Below are 14,162 nucleotides of genomic sequence, written 5' to 3'. Positions count from 1 at the left end.
GGCTCACTCCTTGGTGGCGGTCGTCGTAGGCAGGTCGCCCGGGGTGAGTGCGGTGGTGAAGTCCGCAGGGACGGGGTAGCCCCACGGCAGAAGCGAGACATCACAGGTCTCCAGCTCGTTTCCCCAGAAGCCGTGGCGGGCATCCGCGAACTTTTCACGTGCGAACATTTCCAGCACGGTCGCGTCCGGGCCGATCATCCGGCGCAGAATCGCCCACTGCTCCAGCGGCTTCTCGGAGTGCAGCCCGGCCGGCGAGCTGAACCAGTCCTGTTGCGACCGGAAGTGGCTGCGGACGTTGCCGCGGGTGCCGACGAGCAGCACTTCGGTGGAGCGGCGGATGCCGATGCGAGGGTCGCCGAAGCCGAACCGGTTGGGCTTGCACCAAATAATGCGGTTCTCGTACCGGTAGCCCCAGGAGCCGAGGATCTGCTTGGCGATCTCCTCGAGCCCGACGGTTGTCCAGAGGAACATCCAGGAGTCCGGCTTCATGAGCGACTGGATGGCCGGAGTCATCGCCTGGATGTCGGCGAGTGACATGGTGTCGTAGTGCTTCTCGCCGCCCTGCTTGGGCCACGGTGGGTCTGCCAGGCAGGCGTCCCATTGCTTTCGGAACGCGGCCTCGCCGTGGGGCTTCACCTCCCCGGGGGAGGTTTTCGTGGTGGTGGTCATGATGTGGTGGTCCTTCCTCCCGTCCGCCAGGCGCTTCGTGGCCCAGGCCGGAGGGACGGATAGTTGTGAAGGATTCAGATGCGGACGTCAACCGTCCGATCGCTCCCGCTATGGAGTGACGAGACGCCCGAGTGGACGGTCCCGACTTGAGCGCGTGCTGCGAGCTGCCTGGCCGTGGATGAGCGTGTTGTGGAATCGACGACACCCATGGCCAGGCCTCCCACCTACGGGCTCGGTGTGACGTGGGACGGATGCGCCGGACAGATGGAGCCGGTCTGGTAGTCCAGCCCCGCCGGCAGCACCTGCGGCGAGAACATGCCCCGCCTCGCGGCCTCCGCGACAAGCGCGGCATCGAGGCCGTATTGCACGGCGTTCAGGATGAACACCTCCTGGTTGAGCACGTATTCGCGGTAGACCGACCAGTGCAGGACGTTCCCGATGGCATCCGCCCGCAGGAGCTGCCACGGAAGCGATCCGCGCGTCAGCCCGTGCTGCTCCGCCTCCCAGAGATGGAAGTGCGCCATATCCAACTCGTGCGGGTTCGAGAAGTTCCGCTCCCGCTCGAGGTGCGTGACGTCGTGCCAGTACCGGTACGCCGCATTGGCCTCCGGCTCGGTGAAGATCACCGACTCGCAGTCCGCATTGGAGATCGGCAGCGGGACTCCCGTCGTCAGTGACTCCGACCACGCCCGACAAAGCGCCGGGTAGGTGTTCGGCGCTTCGGGCGTGAAGCTCCACGCGACCCCGGTGCGCGCCCGCGTCGCCTCTGCCCGCTCCCACACGAACTCCGTCAGGGTCGTGCGCGCCCCGGCGAGCTCCACCTCGGCGAACTCGTTCACGAGAGCACCTCCCGCCCACGCGGCGTGTGAAGCACCGAGTAGCGGGCGCCTCGACGCGTTGCCGTCAGGCTCCTGTGGATGGCGGCGCCGAAGGTGCCCGGTGCATCGCTCGACGTGATCCTCGTCACCGTGATGTGCTCCTGGTGAAGATCGAGCGGAGTGTTCCCTCCGAGTAGGAGCGCGTGCACACGTCCCGGGAAACCGATCAGCTTCGACATCACCGCCTGCGGATCGGCGTCGGTCAGCTCGAAGTCCGACGCCACGCCGAGCACGAGATCGTGGTCGGGATGCGTCTGCGCGAGGTCTTCGACGTGGTCGAGGCTCGGGCCGAGATCACTCGTACCCCTCCCGCCAACGGGCGGCCGGAGCGATGGCGCCAGGCGCTGCTCGAGATCGCGGTCGTTGAGCGGCACTACCCCGCTGTACCCGTGCGGATGGTCGAAGTGAACGACCGCGACCTTCGAGCGATCCGTGAAGCTCCACTGCCCGACCATCCGGATCGCGTGGGCCATCTCCGCGTACCGGTTCCCGAGCGGGTCAGCGCCGCCCGAGGCCTTCACCGAGTACGAGTCATCGCAGACGGCGATCAGCAGGAAGGGCCGGGGCGGGTCGAACCCGACGAAGCCGAGCTCGACCCATGGCTCAGTCTCGAATCGCTCATTCCGCAGATTGATCACGCCGTCAGGCAGCATGCCGCTGGGCTGCATCAAAGGAGTCACTTCGCACCCCCGCTGCGACGCGTGGTCTGCCCGATCACGGTCGGCTCCGCAGCTGGCCCGTGCCCAGCCACGGCCGGGTTGCGACGTTTGATCGCACTCGACAATGCGTCGAGATGGTGGGCGGCGGCAGCGCCACGAAGCGCGTGCTCACGCGCGATCGACTCCGCCTCCGTCTCGTACTTCGCGTGTGCTTCCCATGGGCTCGACGCCGCAAGCGCACGAAGCTCGTCGCGCTCGCGCACGTAGTCCGCCCGAGCGGCGTCGATCTGGTCCGCGATGGCATCTGTGTAGCAGTACTGCTCGAGCCAGCTCGCCGCTGCGATGGCCAGCGCGATCCCGCCGTAGACGATCCCTGACAACGCGCCCTCGATGCTGGTGCGCAGGCCGAAGATCGCGCAGGCGATGACCGCCCCGATCCCGATCGACACGTAGACGAGCGCTTTCACGAAAGGCCAGCCTTTGTCCGGCGCCGCGAAGTGATGCGCGAACGGCACCAGCGTCTCGGGAAGCTCCTCGGTCGGACGAGAACGACGGATCCGATCCCGAACGTCGCGCACCTCACCGCCGGACAACCCAGCCGCGACGGTAGCGGTGGCAGCCGAGATCGCCATCACCACCGCGATGGCTGGGATCTCACCCATCCAGATCGCCGCGGTCGCGATTCCCGCGAGGTCACCGAGAAGGAAGGCGGCCTTCGCCAGGTGATGCCAGAGCTTTGCTTTCGCCGGACGGCGACGGTACGGAGCCAGCGACTCCATGGTGCTCGTGAGGAGCGTGAGCGTGACAGCCAGGAGAGCCGCGTGGCTCTTCACAAGGGATGCGTCGGTGTCGGCAACAAGGGCGCCGCCTGCGGTCGACACGAGCGCTTCGCGGGCTGCGAGCTCGCCTTCGGCGTCCCACAGCGCCTCTTGCTCCTCGCGCTTCTTGACATATTCCGGCTCGTGCCAGAACTGCGCGAGGGTGGTCGGTGCCGAAGTGGCGCTGACGGTGTCGACCACCGGCAGCATGATACTTTCGGCTTCGAGGTCGACGTCACTGGTCGGCGCAGTTGGCGCTTTGTTGGGAGCGCTCATCGGGTCACCGACCATCCGTCACGACGAGGCACTTCGCGGCGCCGGTGTTCGTGCAAAGGCGCGTGTAGAAGGCCTTCAGGCCCGCGATGAAGTCGCTCGGCAGCGGGTCACCGGTCGTCCGGCCGATCCCCATGACGGAGACGCTCGCTCCCGAGAGATCCGGGACGGCCACGGTGTCCGCCAGGGCAGTCGCCTCGGCCTCCGTGAGGGTGTGGTCGATGACGATGCCCTGGTTGGTGAGGCCGTCGGTGTAGATCGTCGCCTGCAGCGCCATGTCCGGCCGAAGTTCCTGCGCCTCATCGAGCAGCCGAAGCAGTCCCGTCACGTCGGTGCCGCCCGAAGGAAGAAGCGCGATGGCCGGCTTGTAGTTCTTCGTGACTTCGGCCATGACCTCGTCGACGATTCCCGGCACCCTTCTGAGCTTCGCGATGTCGGTGCTCCCCGGGGCCTCGAGGTCGCCCTCGAAGATGGGTGCCGTAACGGAGTTGGTGCCGAAGGCGACGATCGAGATATGGCCTCCGCACACGGCGGTCTTCTCGACGTCGGCTTCGATGGCCGCGACGTACTCGCGGGCGATGGTGTCGCTCTGCGTCGTACCGCTGCCGTCGACCGCGTCGTAGACGTTGACCGGGCGATCGGGGCAGCTCGCGAGCTCAGCCTGCAGACGGCCGAGGTCACCTGGCGCCTGGCCTGCGCAGCCCGCCAGGGCGACCGAGGCGGCCACGACGGCGGTGGCGAGTGTGGCGGCGCGACGAGTGTGGCGCGAGACTTGAGGGGTCATTGGATGTCCTGCTTCCTTGAGCTTTCAGAGGTGATGGGGTGGGTACTTCGTGACGGGGGCGATCCAGTTGGCGCTGGATCGCCCAGCTCTAGTGGGCGGCCGGGTGAATCTGGGGGTCGTCCTGCAGGGCACGGTGGATGCGGAGGCCGAGGCGGCTGCCCTCCCGGAGCGCTGAGCCGAGTACTCGGGCACGCAGCTCGGGGTCTGCCTGCAGTTCCGGCACGCGGTCGAGCTGCTGACGGGCACGGGACAGCGCCTCGTGGAGATCGGTCGCCAGCCCGAGGTCGACACTGTCGGCGACTCGGCGTCCGAGCGGGCTCAGCGACGAGCGCACCGTGCTCGCCTCCACCTCCGACGCGGGCGTCGGGGGAGCCGTCACCGTTGCATCGGCCGTGGCGGATCCAGAGCGGCGGATGGCTGACTCGAGAGCGTTCAGGGTCTGACGAATCGCGTCCAGGTACTTGAGGCCGGATGGAGCGATGAGGACGCTGCCCCCGAACTCGAGGTCCGGGTGCTGCACGGCGCGAAGCGCATTGTCGAGTGCGATCGCGCCGAGCTCGAGGCGCGTGATCGCCTGGAGATGCGGACTGGGGATAGTGGCGGCCATACGGGTGTCCTTCTTGATGTGGGTGAGGGTGCGCGTCAGCGCTTCTGCGCGGTGCAGCGGTACATGTGGTCGAGCCAGGCGCGCTTCGTCTCGAAGCGCTTCAGGCAGTCGGGGCACATAAACATGTGGTGTCCTTTCGGGCGTCCTGTCGGTGGTGAAGTCGAGAATGCCGCGCGCCGAAAATCGTGTCTAACCGGGGATAAACCGAACGATGGAATGTGGTTTGAGAAGTGGAAGGAAGGTTGGAATCGGATGGATTCGGGAAGCTCGATACAGTTGGCAAATGACTCTCGAGCCGCAACCTTCGGGCGCTCCGGAGTCGTGGGCAAAGGATGCGGCGGCGCTGATCCTCGACCCCAAGCGCGACTGGACGATGAAGCGTCCTTTCGCCGCCCTCATCCGCGACGTGATGCTCGACGCGGGCGCGAGTGTCACCGCGGACCTGCGTAACCGGGTCCTCCTCGCGGCGCTCGCGCACGGACAGGTGCGGACTCCGGTGGCCCAAGCGAGGGCGGAGCGCGGACTTCGCGAGGGAGTGCGGGGCTACCTGTGGTTACCTGAAGAACCGGATGGTGATCTGGCGCTCGACGGGGAGCCTGACAATCCGGACGACGTGGTTGTGGTCGCCGATGGCTTGTCCAGCGTCGATCGGCATGAGGTGATGCAGCGGCAGCGCTGGGCTGCGCTCAGGATGGGGCGCGTCCTCGGTAAGGAGTACAAGCGAAGTACCCTGCGCAAGTATGGGTTAGCCAATCGACCGAAGTATGCGGACCGTCTCACGGCGGATCTCGCTGCCTTCTTTGCTGACGAGGCAGCGGTCGAGCAGTTTGTGACCGACGTTGTACCGCTCGAACTTCAGCAGGCGCGTTTTCGCGCGGGCTCGTTCGTATCCGAACCCCTGCGCCGTCGCCTTCGGGTCGCGGCCGAGACGCTCGGCCGGGTGCCTCCGTATTACCCGGCACATCTGACGATCCTCGACCTCACAGAAGGTCGTCAACTCGCGCCCTACTCGCCCGAAGGGCATGGCAATGCTGAGGGCGCCTACTACGTCACGGGTATCGGCTACTTCGATGACTACGCTTACAGCAATCGCCGCGTCCGTGAAGCGGTCTGGCCAGTCTTGGAGCGCGAACGCCGACTGGTCATCCTGGGCGACCCAGGCTCCGGGAAGAGCACAATCGCCCGGGCCGCCGTACTCAGGGCGCTGGCGTCCTCGGAGCGGGCTGTCGCCGTACTCGTCTCGGCGCCGGTGCTGGTTCGCGAACTCCTCCGGGGCGGACAGGACTGGCTTGAGGTGCTTGCGCGGGCTGGGCTTTCGACGCCGATGAGCCCGGCGGCCGAGGGCGAAGTCATGGAGCTGGCTGGGCTACTGAGGGGAAGCGCCAGCTCTCTGATCGTGCTCGATGGCATCGACGAGGTCTTCGATCCCCACGCCCGTCGCATGCTCGACGAGGTTATCGACGGGCTGACAGGTCTGCGCGTGCGCGCGCTGATGACCGCTCGGATGGTGGGGTATCGACGCCGACCTGGCTGGACAACGATGCGGACCCTGCCGCTTGATGAAGACTTCGACTCGATGCTGGAGCGGTGGTACGCCGGTCGCGACCAGGAGGCCTTGGAACGCGGGCGCGCGACCATTGAGGCCAACGATGACCTCAAGGAGCTCGCAAAGAGTCCCGTGCTCGCGGGCCTGATCGCGGCGCGAGCGGCGGACCCGCGGGCGTCCGAGATTTCAGATCTGAAGCGTCTGTACGACTGGGCCGTCACGACCCTCTGCGAGCGCGAGTGGAAGAACCCGCATCACCCGCCCCGCGCAGATCGCGAGGTGATGACGCTCCTTGAGGCCTACGAGGAGGCCGCATGGGGGTTATCGGGTGGCGCAGACGTCGAAGGTCCTGTGGTGTGGGACGCGGTCACGAGCTACCGCGAACTCCACGAACTGGGCATTGATGTCGAGGCCCTTCGTGCAGGCGAAGTCCTCATCGAGTACGGCGCGACCGGCACCGAGGCGCGCATTGACGCACCGTGGCTCTGGCTACACCGATCGTTCGCGGACTACTTCGTTTCGATCCGTCTGGCGCGAATGTGGCGGGCGGGCGATCCGCGACTGGAGAACCTGATCCAGCGCGCACTCCAGACCCCGGACGTGTGGCTAGGCGCGCTGCGTCTTTTTGCCAGCCAGCTTGGGGACGCTGAACTCTCGGAGGTGAGGTCTCGCGTCGATTCGTTTATCAGCGAGGGGGACCCCGGTGGCATTGTGGGCTGGAGCGCCGCGGAAGCGTTCGCCGAGTACAACCCTGATGACCTATTCGGCGAGAACAGTGACGATAGTGACTATCCCGAAGTGACGCTAAGTGACGCGCTTCTTCATCCTGTAAACATCCCGAGTGACCTGGAGTTCATTCGAAGCGACGAGGATCGGCTCGCGGCAGTGCGTGCGTATCTCGCCTACGCGCCAGCGGAAACGATCGGATACGAACTTCGAACGATTCGCGACGAGGCAGCGACTGCGTACGCCGTAGCTCTCGCCGAACGACTCGCCGACCGGCCCGAGGGCGGCCTGCGGATCGTGTCCGTGTGGGATCCCGAGGTACCCGCGGACGATCCAGGTCTCGAAGAGTTTTGGCGAGGGTATCTGGAGCAGTCCTTCCCGGACTGCTTGCCGTATGGACTCGCGCTCGGCAACTACCTGCTCGACCAAGAGGAGCAAGATGACGAGACGCGTCTAGCCATCTGGGCGCATTCTCTCTTGAACTCCGGCGTCTTGCGCCCCGCGCCGAAGCGACTACGGGCCGGCAAGAAGCTCCTGCGCGAAGCGCTCAACGGCGAGTGGGGCGAGTGGGCTGCCTTCACGGTCGCACATCTGGAGCCTCATCTCGCGGCACGTCACCTCGACGAGCTCAGTACCCAAGCGCGGCTCGGGTTCCTCTTCACCGCCTTTGGTGAGCCGTGGCTGGACGTTGAGAGCCCGGCGCGCTCGCGACCGCTCACCATGACCGTCGCCGAGGCAACCGCCCAGGTGCGGGGCTTCTCTAGGTCGGACCTCGAGAAGGTTGACGTCGTCGAGCAGCTCGTGGAAGCGATACGCGTGCTTTCCGGCACAGAGGATCCGGCAGCGTTCGAGGCACTAGTACTCCTGCGCGATTGGCTCGGACCCGCGATCGGCTGGGAGTGGGGTGCGCGCTACGCACTTTCCGCGCGCGACCTCGGGGCCTTCGTTCGGGCCGCGGTTGGCGCGGTGGTGGCGGGGATCGAGGACCAGAACGAACTCGCCCAAACCGCCCTTCGACTGCGAGCCGCCGGTCACGTCACGAACTGGTGGGCGATACCGGAGCCCTGGCACGTGAGGCCGGGTGACTCCGAACTTGCCGCTGAAACGCTGGCATGGCTCGCCGAACAGGAGCCGCTTCGACTCGACGACTTCGGTGACCTACTATTTGGGCTCGACTACGACGATGCGGTCGCGATGGTAAACCGCATCGGCAGCTTCCTCCCAAGCGCCCCCGATCTTGAGCGTGCGGTCGCGCGATCACTGAGTGAAGCCGGGGAACTGCCTCTCTGGCGCGACCGACTCATTGCGCTCGCCTCTCGAGCGGAGGCGGGGGAGAAGGACGTCCCGGCCACAGAGCTATTGCCATGAGCGCTATCCATAGCGTGTTGACGGATCGTTCACCCACTATTCTCTATTGACAGATTCGAACAAATATGCGATACTGCATTTCAGTTGAAGCACGCATCTGATACGCGATACTTCAACAGAACGCTCGCCGGACACTCGGCTGATGCGTTTGGGATAGCTCTCCCGCCCGTCTCTCGGGTGCGGGAGCGATGGCATCAGCTGCGCCGCCAGGCGCAATGGGAACTGATGCTGTCGCTCCTGCAACCGCAGGAACTGGGGACCCGAACATCTGGGGGAATAGAGCATGTCGCACACCTGTGTAGCACCAAGCACGCATCAAGCACGTCTTCTCGCCGAGCACGATTCGCTGTCGGAGATGGCGCAGGATCGCTCACTACGAAAACCCGTCTTTGACGAGACATTCGTCGAGGTCGCCGGCGAGAAGTACCGAGAGCATCCGAATGGTGGAGGACTTGTCGCCGTAAGCGCAACGGTCGCACCGAACGTTTACGTCGGGCCGCACGCGATGGTCAGGGACCGTGCGATCGTCGTCGGATCCGTCCGGCTGTTCGACCGCAGCGTTATCGAGGGAGCCGCCGTCGTGGCCGACATGGGTACGCTGCGTGACGATGCCTCGGTCGGTGGCGACGCCATCGTTCGAGGTCAGGTCACACTGGCGCATCACGCCCGCGTTGACGGTGACGCACGTGTCAACGGCGGAGTGCTCCTGCAGCACTTCGCCCACATCAGCCGCGGAGTCCTCTCCGGCGGCATGACGGTCAACTGATCACGACCACTCGAGCCCGCCTCGAGCGAAATCGAAGAGCCCGCCGGGCGACTTCGTCGCTCGGCGGGCTCTTCGATTTTCATGGGTGCTGGTTGCGTCGCGCGTTGACTGAGGCTACCAAGCACGACCGGGGGGACTTAGAACCTCCCCGTCAGTTGGCGTATCGTTCGGCGGTATGCACTACTGGCCAGCGCCCGGTGACCGTCGAGCGTCGGGTGAAGATCGCCTGTATTCATGAGCAGAACATCCTTGTTGCCGTCGTACTTCGCACTGTTGGCACCACCCGTGCCGTACATGTAGTCCTTCAGATCGACGAACAGTCTGCCGGCCGCGAGTGTCGCCGCGCGCACCGACGCAATCTGGTTCTGGTAGCCGCTGAGCGCGGTTGAAAGTACGATGACGCGCGGTATCGACGTGACCGACGCGAGAAGCGAGCTGACGGCAGCGCTTATGTCCGTGTCGGAGTCGTTCTGCGAGCCGTAGATGACCAGCGTGTCAGGATTTCTGGAGAGGATCGCCGGCACCCGAACGGAGTAGTTCGCTGGCTGTCCGCCACTAGTACCGGCGGTCCATCCTGTGCCTCCGATCCCTGCGAGCATCATGGCTGCGTAGGGTCCGCCCAGCAGTCGCGCGTAGCGCCACGCGAAGGTGTCGAGGTCTCCCGCTCCGTTGGGGTAGCCGTAGGCCGATCCCGAACCATTCACCCATGAATCTCCCAGAAACGCGATTGTCTGGGTGGGAGCGGGTGCTTTGGTGATGGTTTGGCCCGTTGGTACTCGCACGCCCGAGAATCCGCCGTCTCCGGGCATCATAACCCGGATGCGTCGAGCCGCGGCTACGGGGAACGTTACGGTCACCATCCACGGGCCGCCGCCTGACCGAACCCGAAAATATACGTCGTCCGTCAGACGCCCGTTCACCTCAAGTTTCATGGCGGCGCCACCACCGAGTGCATATCCGAAGAGTTCAAGCACTGCATTTCCTGTATCGGTGACGAACTCGACTACGAGCGGCCAACGAGCGGCCTGAGCCGCACCGCCTGGCTTTTCACTCCCGTACAACGCGAGGTCGCCTGATCCCCCATTGCCGGTAGAGAAGACGCCAGGCCAGTAGCGGAACTTGGTGTCAGACGATCCGTCCCAGTTCTGCGTGTTGGAGCCGATGTTCACTATTGCGGGCGCGATTGTGGCCGGGGAGCTAAGGCCGGTCGTCATTGTCTGGGCAATCGCAATAGTCGGGTCGTCAGTTCGTCCCGGCCGCATGAAGGCGGATTGTTCCCACCCAAGGGTCCACGACTCGTCTGGCACACGAGAGACAACACCCTCCGCCGACTCAATCGCCGCTTTCACCTCCTCCGAGTCGGCCGCGGCCTGCATCGGGATAGTGGACGGGGGAAGCTTTCCGCTTCCATCAAGGATGGCGGGTCCGTTGGCTGCAGCGGCGTTCTGGAGCTTGGCGACGGAGACTGCACCTGTAGCGAGTGCGGCAGTCGTGACTGCGCCGTCCGCGATCTTCGCGTTGGTAACCGCGTCGTCTGCCAGCTTTGCCGTGGTGATCGAGCCGTCCGCCATGCCAGCGTTCAGCTTGTCCTTGACGACACTTGTCAGGTGGTCCTCATCGATCGCGCCATCCGAGATCTGGGCGTTGCCGACGGCGCCGTCGGCGATCTTCGCGTTCGAGATCGAGCCGTTCGCAATGGCGGCTCCCGTGACGGAGTTCGGTTTCAGTTGCGGTGCGCCAACACTGTCGGTCTTCAGCGTTCCATCGTCGTTGAGGGACTGGCTGAGGTACTCGTTAAGGATCCCTCCCCAGGTGCCCTTGTCATCGCCGACTTTAGGTAGTCGTGCCATTCATTAGTTCTCCTGCTTACGTTTCTTGATGATCATCCAGGCAACTCCGCCCGAGGCGGCGACAACCGCGGCAGTCGAACCCCAGAAGAGCCACGGCTGGGTGGATGCGGCTTGCACCACGAGCTGGAAGCCGGTGTTGGGAGGCAAGACCTGTTCGCCCTGACTGTCGTCTTCGGCGCTGTACGTCTGGGCGCCGTACGAGTCGCCGCCGTAACTGGACTGCGCGCTGACTGGAGGGGGCCCCAGCAGCGTCGCAGCCGCGACGGTCAGGACCGCGATGAACGCGGTGACGGTACCCCGGAGGTTACCCACCGAAGGGTTTACCCCCGTACGCGCCCGGCCCCTGCGTGGGCGCCGTCGGCTTCTTTGGTTGTGCGCCCGCGAGTGCTTTGAGTACTCCGCTAACGCCTATCGCGGCGAGGATACCTACGCCGCAGACCTTGAGGAACTCCATCCGGTCCATCTCGGTGTTCAGAAGTCGGTCGATGCTCTCCCTAAAACTCGTGCTCATGGTGTTTGTTTCCTGTTTACGCGCCTGACTATGAAGCACGAGCGCGATCCTGACAAGTCGTAGGGCGTTGTAGAAAACGCATCACGGGCTGGGGAAAACTTCGGGATGGCCGCTTGCCGGGGGACGCGACGAGCGGCACGGAGCGCTAGGGTTGCACGGCGACGAACCAGATTCCCGCGGCTCCCGCGATGAAGACGCCGAGTGCCACCAGCAGATAGCCAATGATCTCAATGCTGCGCGTGGATCGGGGCCGCGCCTCCGCCGTACCGCCATGGGTGTCGGGCTCTACTTCCGGACCGACAGGCTCACTGAATCCGAGGATCTCAGTCTTCATGGTTGCTTCGAAGCGCGGTTCGGGAGTGGGCTCTGAGGTGTCGCGCGCAGTGCGGGAGGGGCTGGCGGTGTCATCCATATACCCCGCACTATGCGCGCTCCCGCCCGTCCTGACAAGCAGTAGAAATCACAACGCTTTGTCGCCATCGCCAAGCTCGTGAGCGAGATGAAGCGAGGCGTTTGCCACTGCGCCAGCGGAGCGTCCGCGAGGAGTCAGACGACAATCTGCTGGTGCGCAGCGGCGCGGACACTGCCGCAGCTGCCGGGCTGGATAGATTCAGCCCATGGGGTTCCTCAGCAGATTGTTCGGCAAGCCGGACGTCACGACAACCACGGTCGCCACGACACAACCATCAGAGCGAGGCGCGCCCGCTCGCCCAAAGCTGCGCGTCGAGGTGACCTATTCACTCGGCGGCGCGCAGGATCTGGTGAAACTCACCGGCACAACGACCTTTGCGAAGGACGCCATCACCCGTCTCGCCGAGCGCAGCGGAGCTGGAGCGGGTGGCTATATCGAGACGTCCGGCACCTTGCAGCGCGAGCCCGACAATCAAGCGGATCCACACGCGGTTGCCGTGCACGTCGAGGGGGAGAAGATCGGGTACCTCCCCGGCTACCTCGCGATGCTCGTCGACCTCTCGACGAGCGGCGCACGCGCTGTGCAGGTGCAGATCTTCACCGAGGTGCTGCCGAAGGGTCTGCGCGCCGAGGCGTGGGCCTGGCTTGCGGACGGACCGGCGCAGTGGCAGTGGTCCGAGACAAACCGGCCACCGCTGTCTTCGGGCGCAAAGGTTGCCGCGCACCAGCAGAGCATCGACCAGATGGTCGCAGACGCGCTGGCCGGCGGCGGTGCGCGTGCAGACTCGTTCGTGCAGGGCATGGTGAACGGCGTCCACTACCTCCAGCTCGTCGAGCCGATCAAGCAGCTCAAGCGCGAGGGACGCTTGGATGACGCACTGGTGCTCTGCTACGCCGCGATCGAAGGCGCGGAAGCCAACCGCGAGGGGCGTGAACCTGCTCCTTGGTATACCGAGCAGGCCGCGATCATCCACCGCAAGCTCGGGCAACGCGATAAAGAGATCGCCGTGCTCGAGCGCTGGTTCGCCGCCTGTCCGCCAGAGCGCCGCGACGGCAGTCGGATCGGCGAACGTCTCAGCAAGCTCATCGCGTAACGGTCACGGCGACGGCTGCTCAGCCGATCCGCCCTGCTCCTTCTCCGCAGGCCAAAGCTCCCATCGGTTCGCGCGGCCCCGCTTCACCACCGCGTCCGGGTGCTTCTCCTGCAACTCCTTGAGCCGCTCGATGACCTCCCCGATCCCGAGGCTGCCCGGGAGCGTCGCCAGCGGCTCGGGCTTCGGTGGCGTGGACTCCGCGGGCTTCGCGTGCTCGAGGATGCGCCGGACATTCTCCCAAGCCTGTTTCATCCGCGCGGCCCGCATCGGCCAGTTCGGGCACCCTCGCGCCTCACTCCCGCTTCCGAGGTGTTGGGCCAGTGGGGTGTCGCAGTCCGCGCACATGTCGTCGGCAGTGAGCCGTGGTACGGCGAGCAGCGCCTTGAGCTCGCGCTCCATGCCAGCCAGCGATGCCTGCAGCGCTGACTTCTTCGTGCGGTCGTTCTCGGCAGCGAGGCTGTCGCGTGCTTCGGCGACGGACGCCTGCAGCTCTTCGACGCGGAATCGACGGTCGCAGTCGTAGCCGACCAGCTTTAGTGGTCGTCGGTCGCGGGGGAGCCTGCCATGCACGTCAACGACCATCTCCGGGTCGCCCACTGCCTCCGCCAGCTTCGATACCTCCGCTTCATTGCGACCACGCTCCGTCTCGAGCCCAGCGACGCGCTTGGCGCGCACGTCCGCCGGCATGCCCGGGAAGACCGCGCCCGAGCGGAGCCCTTCAAGCTCACCTTCGAGATGGGCGCGGGCCGCTTCCCGCTCGAGCAGTGCGTAGCGAGCATGCTCGCGCTGCTCCGAGTAGTGCGCCCTGTCGCGCTCCCAGCGGGTTTCGTCGGCGGCGCGTCGGGCGTCTCGCTCGCGGTCCATCTCCACCATCCAGGCGGAGACCTCTTCCTCCGTCATCATCCGGTGGCCGGGCTCGGCACGTGTCCACTCATCACGCACCGTACGGGCGCGGTCGGCAGCGGGCTGGAGCTCCTTCTTTCGCCACGGGTTCCACTGCGTCTCGTGGAAGATCTCCATCCACTGGGCGCCTGCGGCGACGAACTCCTCGAAAGTGGAGGTGCCGCCCGGGAGTCGCTTCCAGCGCAGTCCTTCGTGTTCGAAGATCTGCGGGGTGTCGTCGGTCATCTTTGCGCTCATCTCTCCACGGTGCGCGAACACTGCGTATGGGGCCAGTGAACACTCCGTGAGATCTCGGGGCG

General features: G+C 65.4%; 13 protein-coding genes. 3 read left to right on the top strand and 10 right to left on the bottom strand.

Features of this window, described 5'->3' with window-relative positions; genetic code table 11:
* Nucleotides 1-3 precede the first annotated feature (3 nt).
* The 6 genes from EI169_RS02740 to EI169_RS02715 form a co-directional block, all read right to left on the bottom strand.
* The gene (locus EI169_RS02740; protein ID WP_125130779.1) at nucleotides 4-669 is read right to left on the bottom strand and encodes an MT-A70 family methyltransferase; all 666 of its coding nucleotides are present in this window, start codon (nucleotides 667-669) and stop codon (nucleotides 4-6) included.
* 224 nt (nucleotides 670-893) lie between these two features.
* Nucleotides 894-1,508 carry a hypothetical protein gene (locus tag EI169_RS02735; RefSeq protein WP_125130777.1) on the bottom strand — a complete coding sequence of 205 codons (615 nt, stop codon included), beginning with the start codon at nucleotides 1,506-1,508 and terminating at the stop codon, nucleotides 894-896.
* Nucleotides 1,505-2,215 carry a hypothetical protein gene (locus EI169_RS02730; protein ID WP_125130775.1) on the bottom strand — a complete coding sequence of 237 codons (711 nt, stop codon included), beginning with the start codon at nucleotides 2,213-2,215 and terminating at the stop codon, nucleotides 1,505-1,507. The genes EI169_RS02735 and EI169_RS02730 overlap by 4 nt, the downstream gene beginning before the upstream one ends.
* Before the next feature lie 8 nt (nucleotides 2,216-2,223).
* Nucleotides 2,224-3,300 carry a hypothetical protein gene (locus EI169_RS02725; RefSeq protein WP_125130773.1) on the bottom strand — a complete coding sequence of 359 codons (1,077 nt, stop codon included), beginning with the start codon at nucleotides 3,298-3,300 and terminating at the stop codon, nucleotides 2,224-2,226.
* Between the two features lie 4 nt (nucleotides 3,301-3,304).
* Nucleotides 3,305-4,024 (bottom strand): hypothetical protein, encoded by a 720-nt coding sequence (locus EI169_RS02720; protein WP_125130771.1) that lies wholly within the window; start codon nucleotides 4,022-4,024, stop codon nucleotides 3,305-3,307.
* A gap of 145 nt (nucleotides 4,025-4,169) precedes the next feature.
* The gene (locus EI169_RS02715) at nucleotides 4,170-4,688 is read right to left on the bottom strand and encodes a hypothetical protein (RefSeq protein ID WP_125130769.1); all 519 of its coding nucleotides are present in this window, start codon (nucleotides 4,686-4,688) and stop codon (nucleotides 4,170-4,172) included.
* Nucleotides 4,689-4,971: 283 nt separating this feature from the next.
* On the opposite strand from EI169_RS02715, the gene EI169_RS02710 reads away from it, so the two are divergent.
* Together EI169_RS02710 and EI169_RS02705 are read left to right on the top strand one after the other, a co-directional pair.
* Nucleotides 4,972-8,328 (top strand): hypothetical protein, encoded by a 3,357-nt coding sequence (locus tag EI169_RS02710; RefSeq protein WP_125130768.1) that lies wholly within the window; start codon nucleotides 4,972-4,974, stop codon nucleotides 8,326-8,328.
* Nucleotides 8,329-8,611: 283 nt separating this feature from the next.
* Complete coding sequence (locus EI169_RS02705; RefSeq protein WP_125130766.1) at nucleotides 8,612-9,094, top strand: hypothetical protein; 483 nt, start codon at nucleotides 8,612-8,614, stop codon at nucleotides 9,092-9,094.
* A 137-nt stretch (nucleotides 9,095-9,231) separates the two neighbouring features.
* On the opposite strand, the gene EI169_RS02700 is transcribed toward EI169_RS02705, so the two are convergent.
* From EI169_RS02700 to EI169_RS02690, 3 genes are all read right to left on the bottom strand, one after another.
* A complete protein-coding gene (locus tag EI169_RS02700) occupies nucleotides 9,232-10,944 on the bottom strand; it encodes an SGNH/GDSL hydrolase family protein (RefSeq protein WP_125130764.1) in 1,713 nt (570 codons plus the stop codon).
* A gap of 3 nt (nucleotides 10,945-10,947) precedes the next feature.
* Nucleotides 10,948-11,256, bottom strand: coding sequence for a hypothetical protein (locus EI169_RS02695; protein WP_125130762.1), 309 nt, complete (start codon nucleotides 11,254-11,256; stop codon nucleotides 10,948-10,950).
* 344 nt (nucleotides 11,257-11,600) lie between these two features.
* Nucleotides 11,601-11,867 carry a hypothetical protein gene (locus EI169_RS02690; RefSeq protein WP_125130760.1) on the bottom strand — a complete coding sequence of 89 codons (267 nt, stop codon included), beginning with the start codon at nucleotides 11,865-11,867 and terminating at the stop codon, nucleotides 11,601-11,603.
* Between the two features lie 205 nt (nucleotides 11,868-12,072).
* Between EI169_RS02690 and EI169_RS02685 the strand changes: the two genes are divergently transcribed.
* Nucleotides 12,073-12,960, top strand: coding sequence for an HIRAN domain-containing protein (locus EI169_RS02685; RefSeq protein WP_125130758.1), 888 nt, complete (start codon nucleotides 12,073-12,075; stop codon nucleotides 12,958-12,960).
* A 3-nt stretch (nucleotides 12,961-12,963) separates the two neighbouring features.
* On the opposite strand, the gene EI169_RS02680 is transcribed toward EI169_RS02685, so the two are convergent.
* Entirely contained in the window at nucleotides 12,964-14,088 is a 1,125-nt protein-coding gene (locus EI169_RS02680) for a hypothetical protein (protein ID WP_125130756.1), read from the bottom strand.
* Nucleotides 14,089-14,162: the final 74 nt, after the last annotated feature.

This window comes from Microbacterium sp. 10M-3C3, from assembly GCF_003931875.1.
In the GTDB taxonomy this organism is placed as follows: domain Bacteria; phylum Actinomycetota; class Actinomycetes; order Actinomycetales; family Microbacteriaceae; genus Microbacterium.
This window is presented reverse-complemented; position numbering and strand designations above follow the sequence as displayed.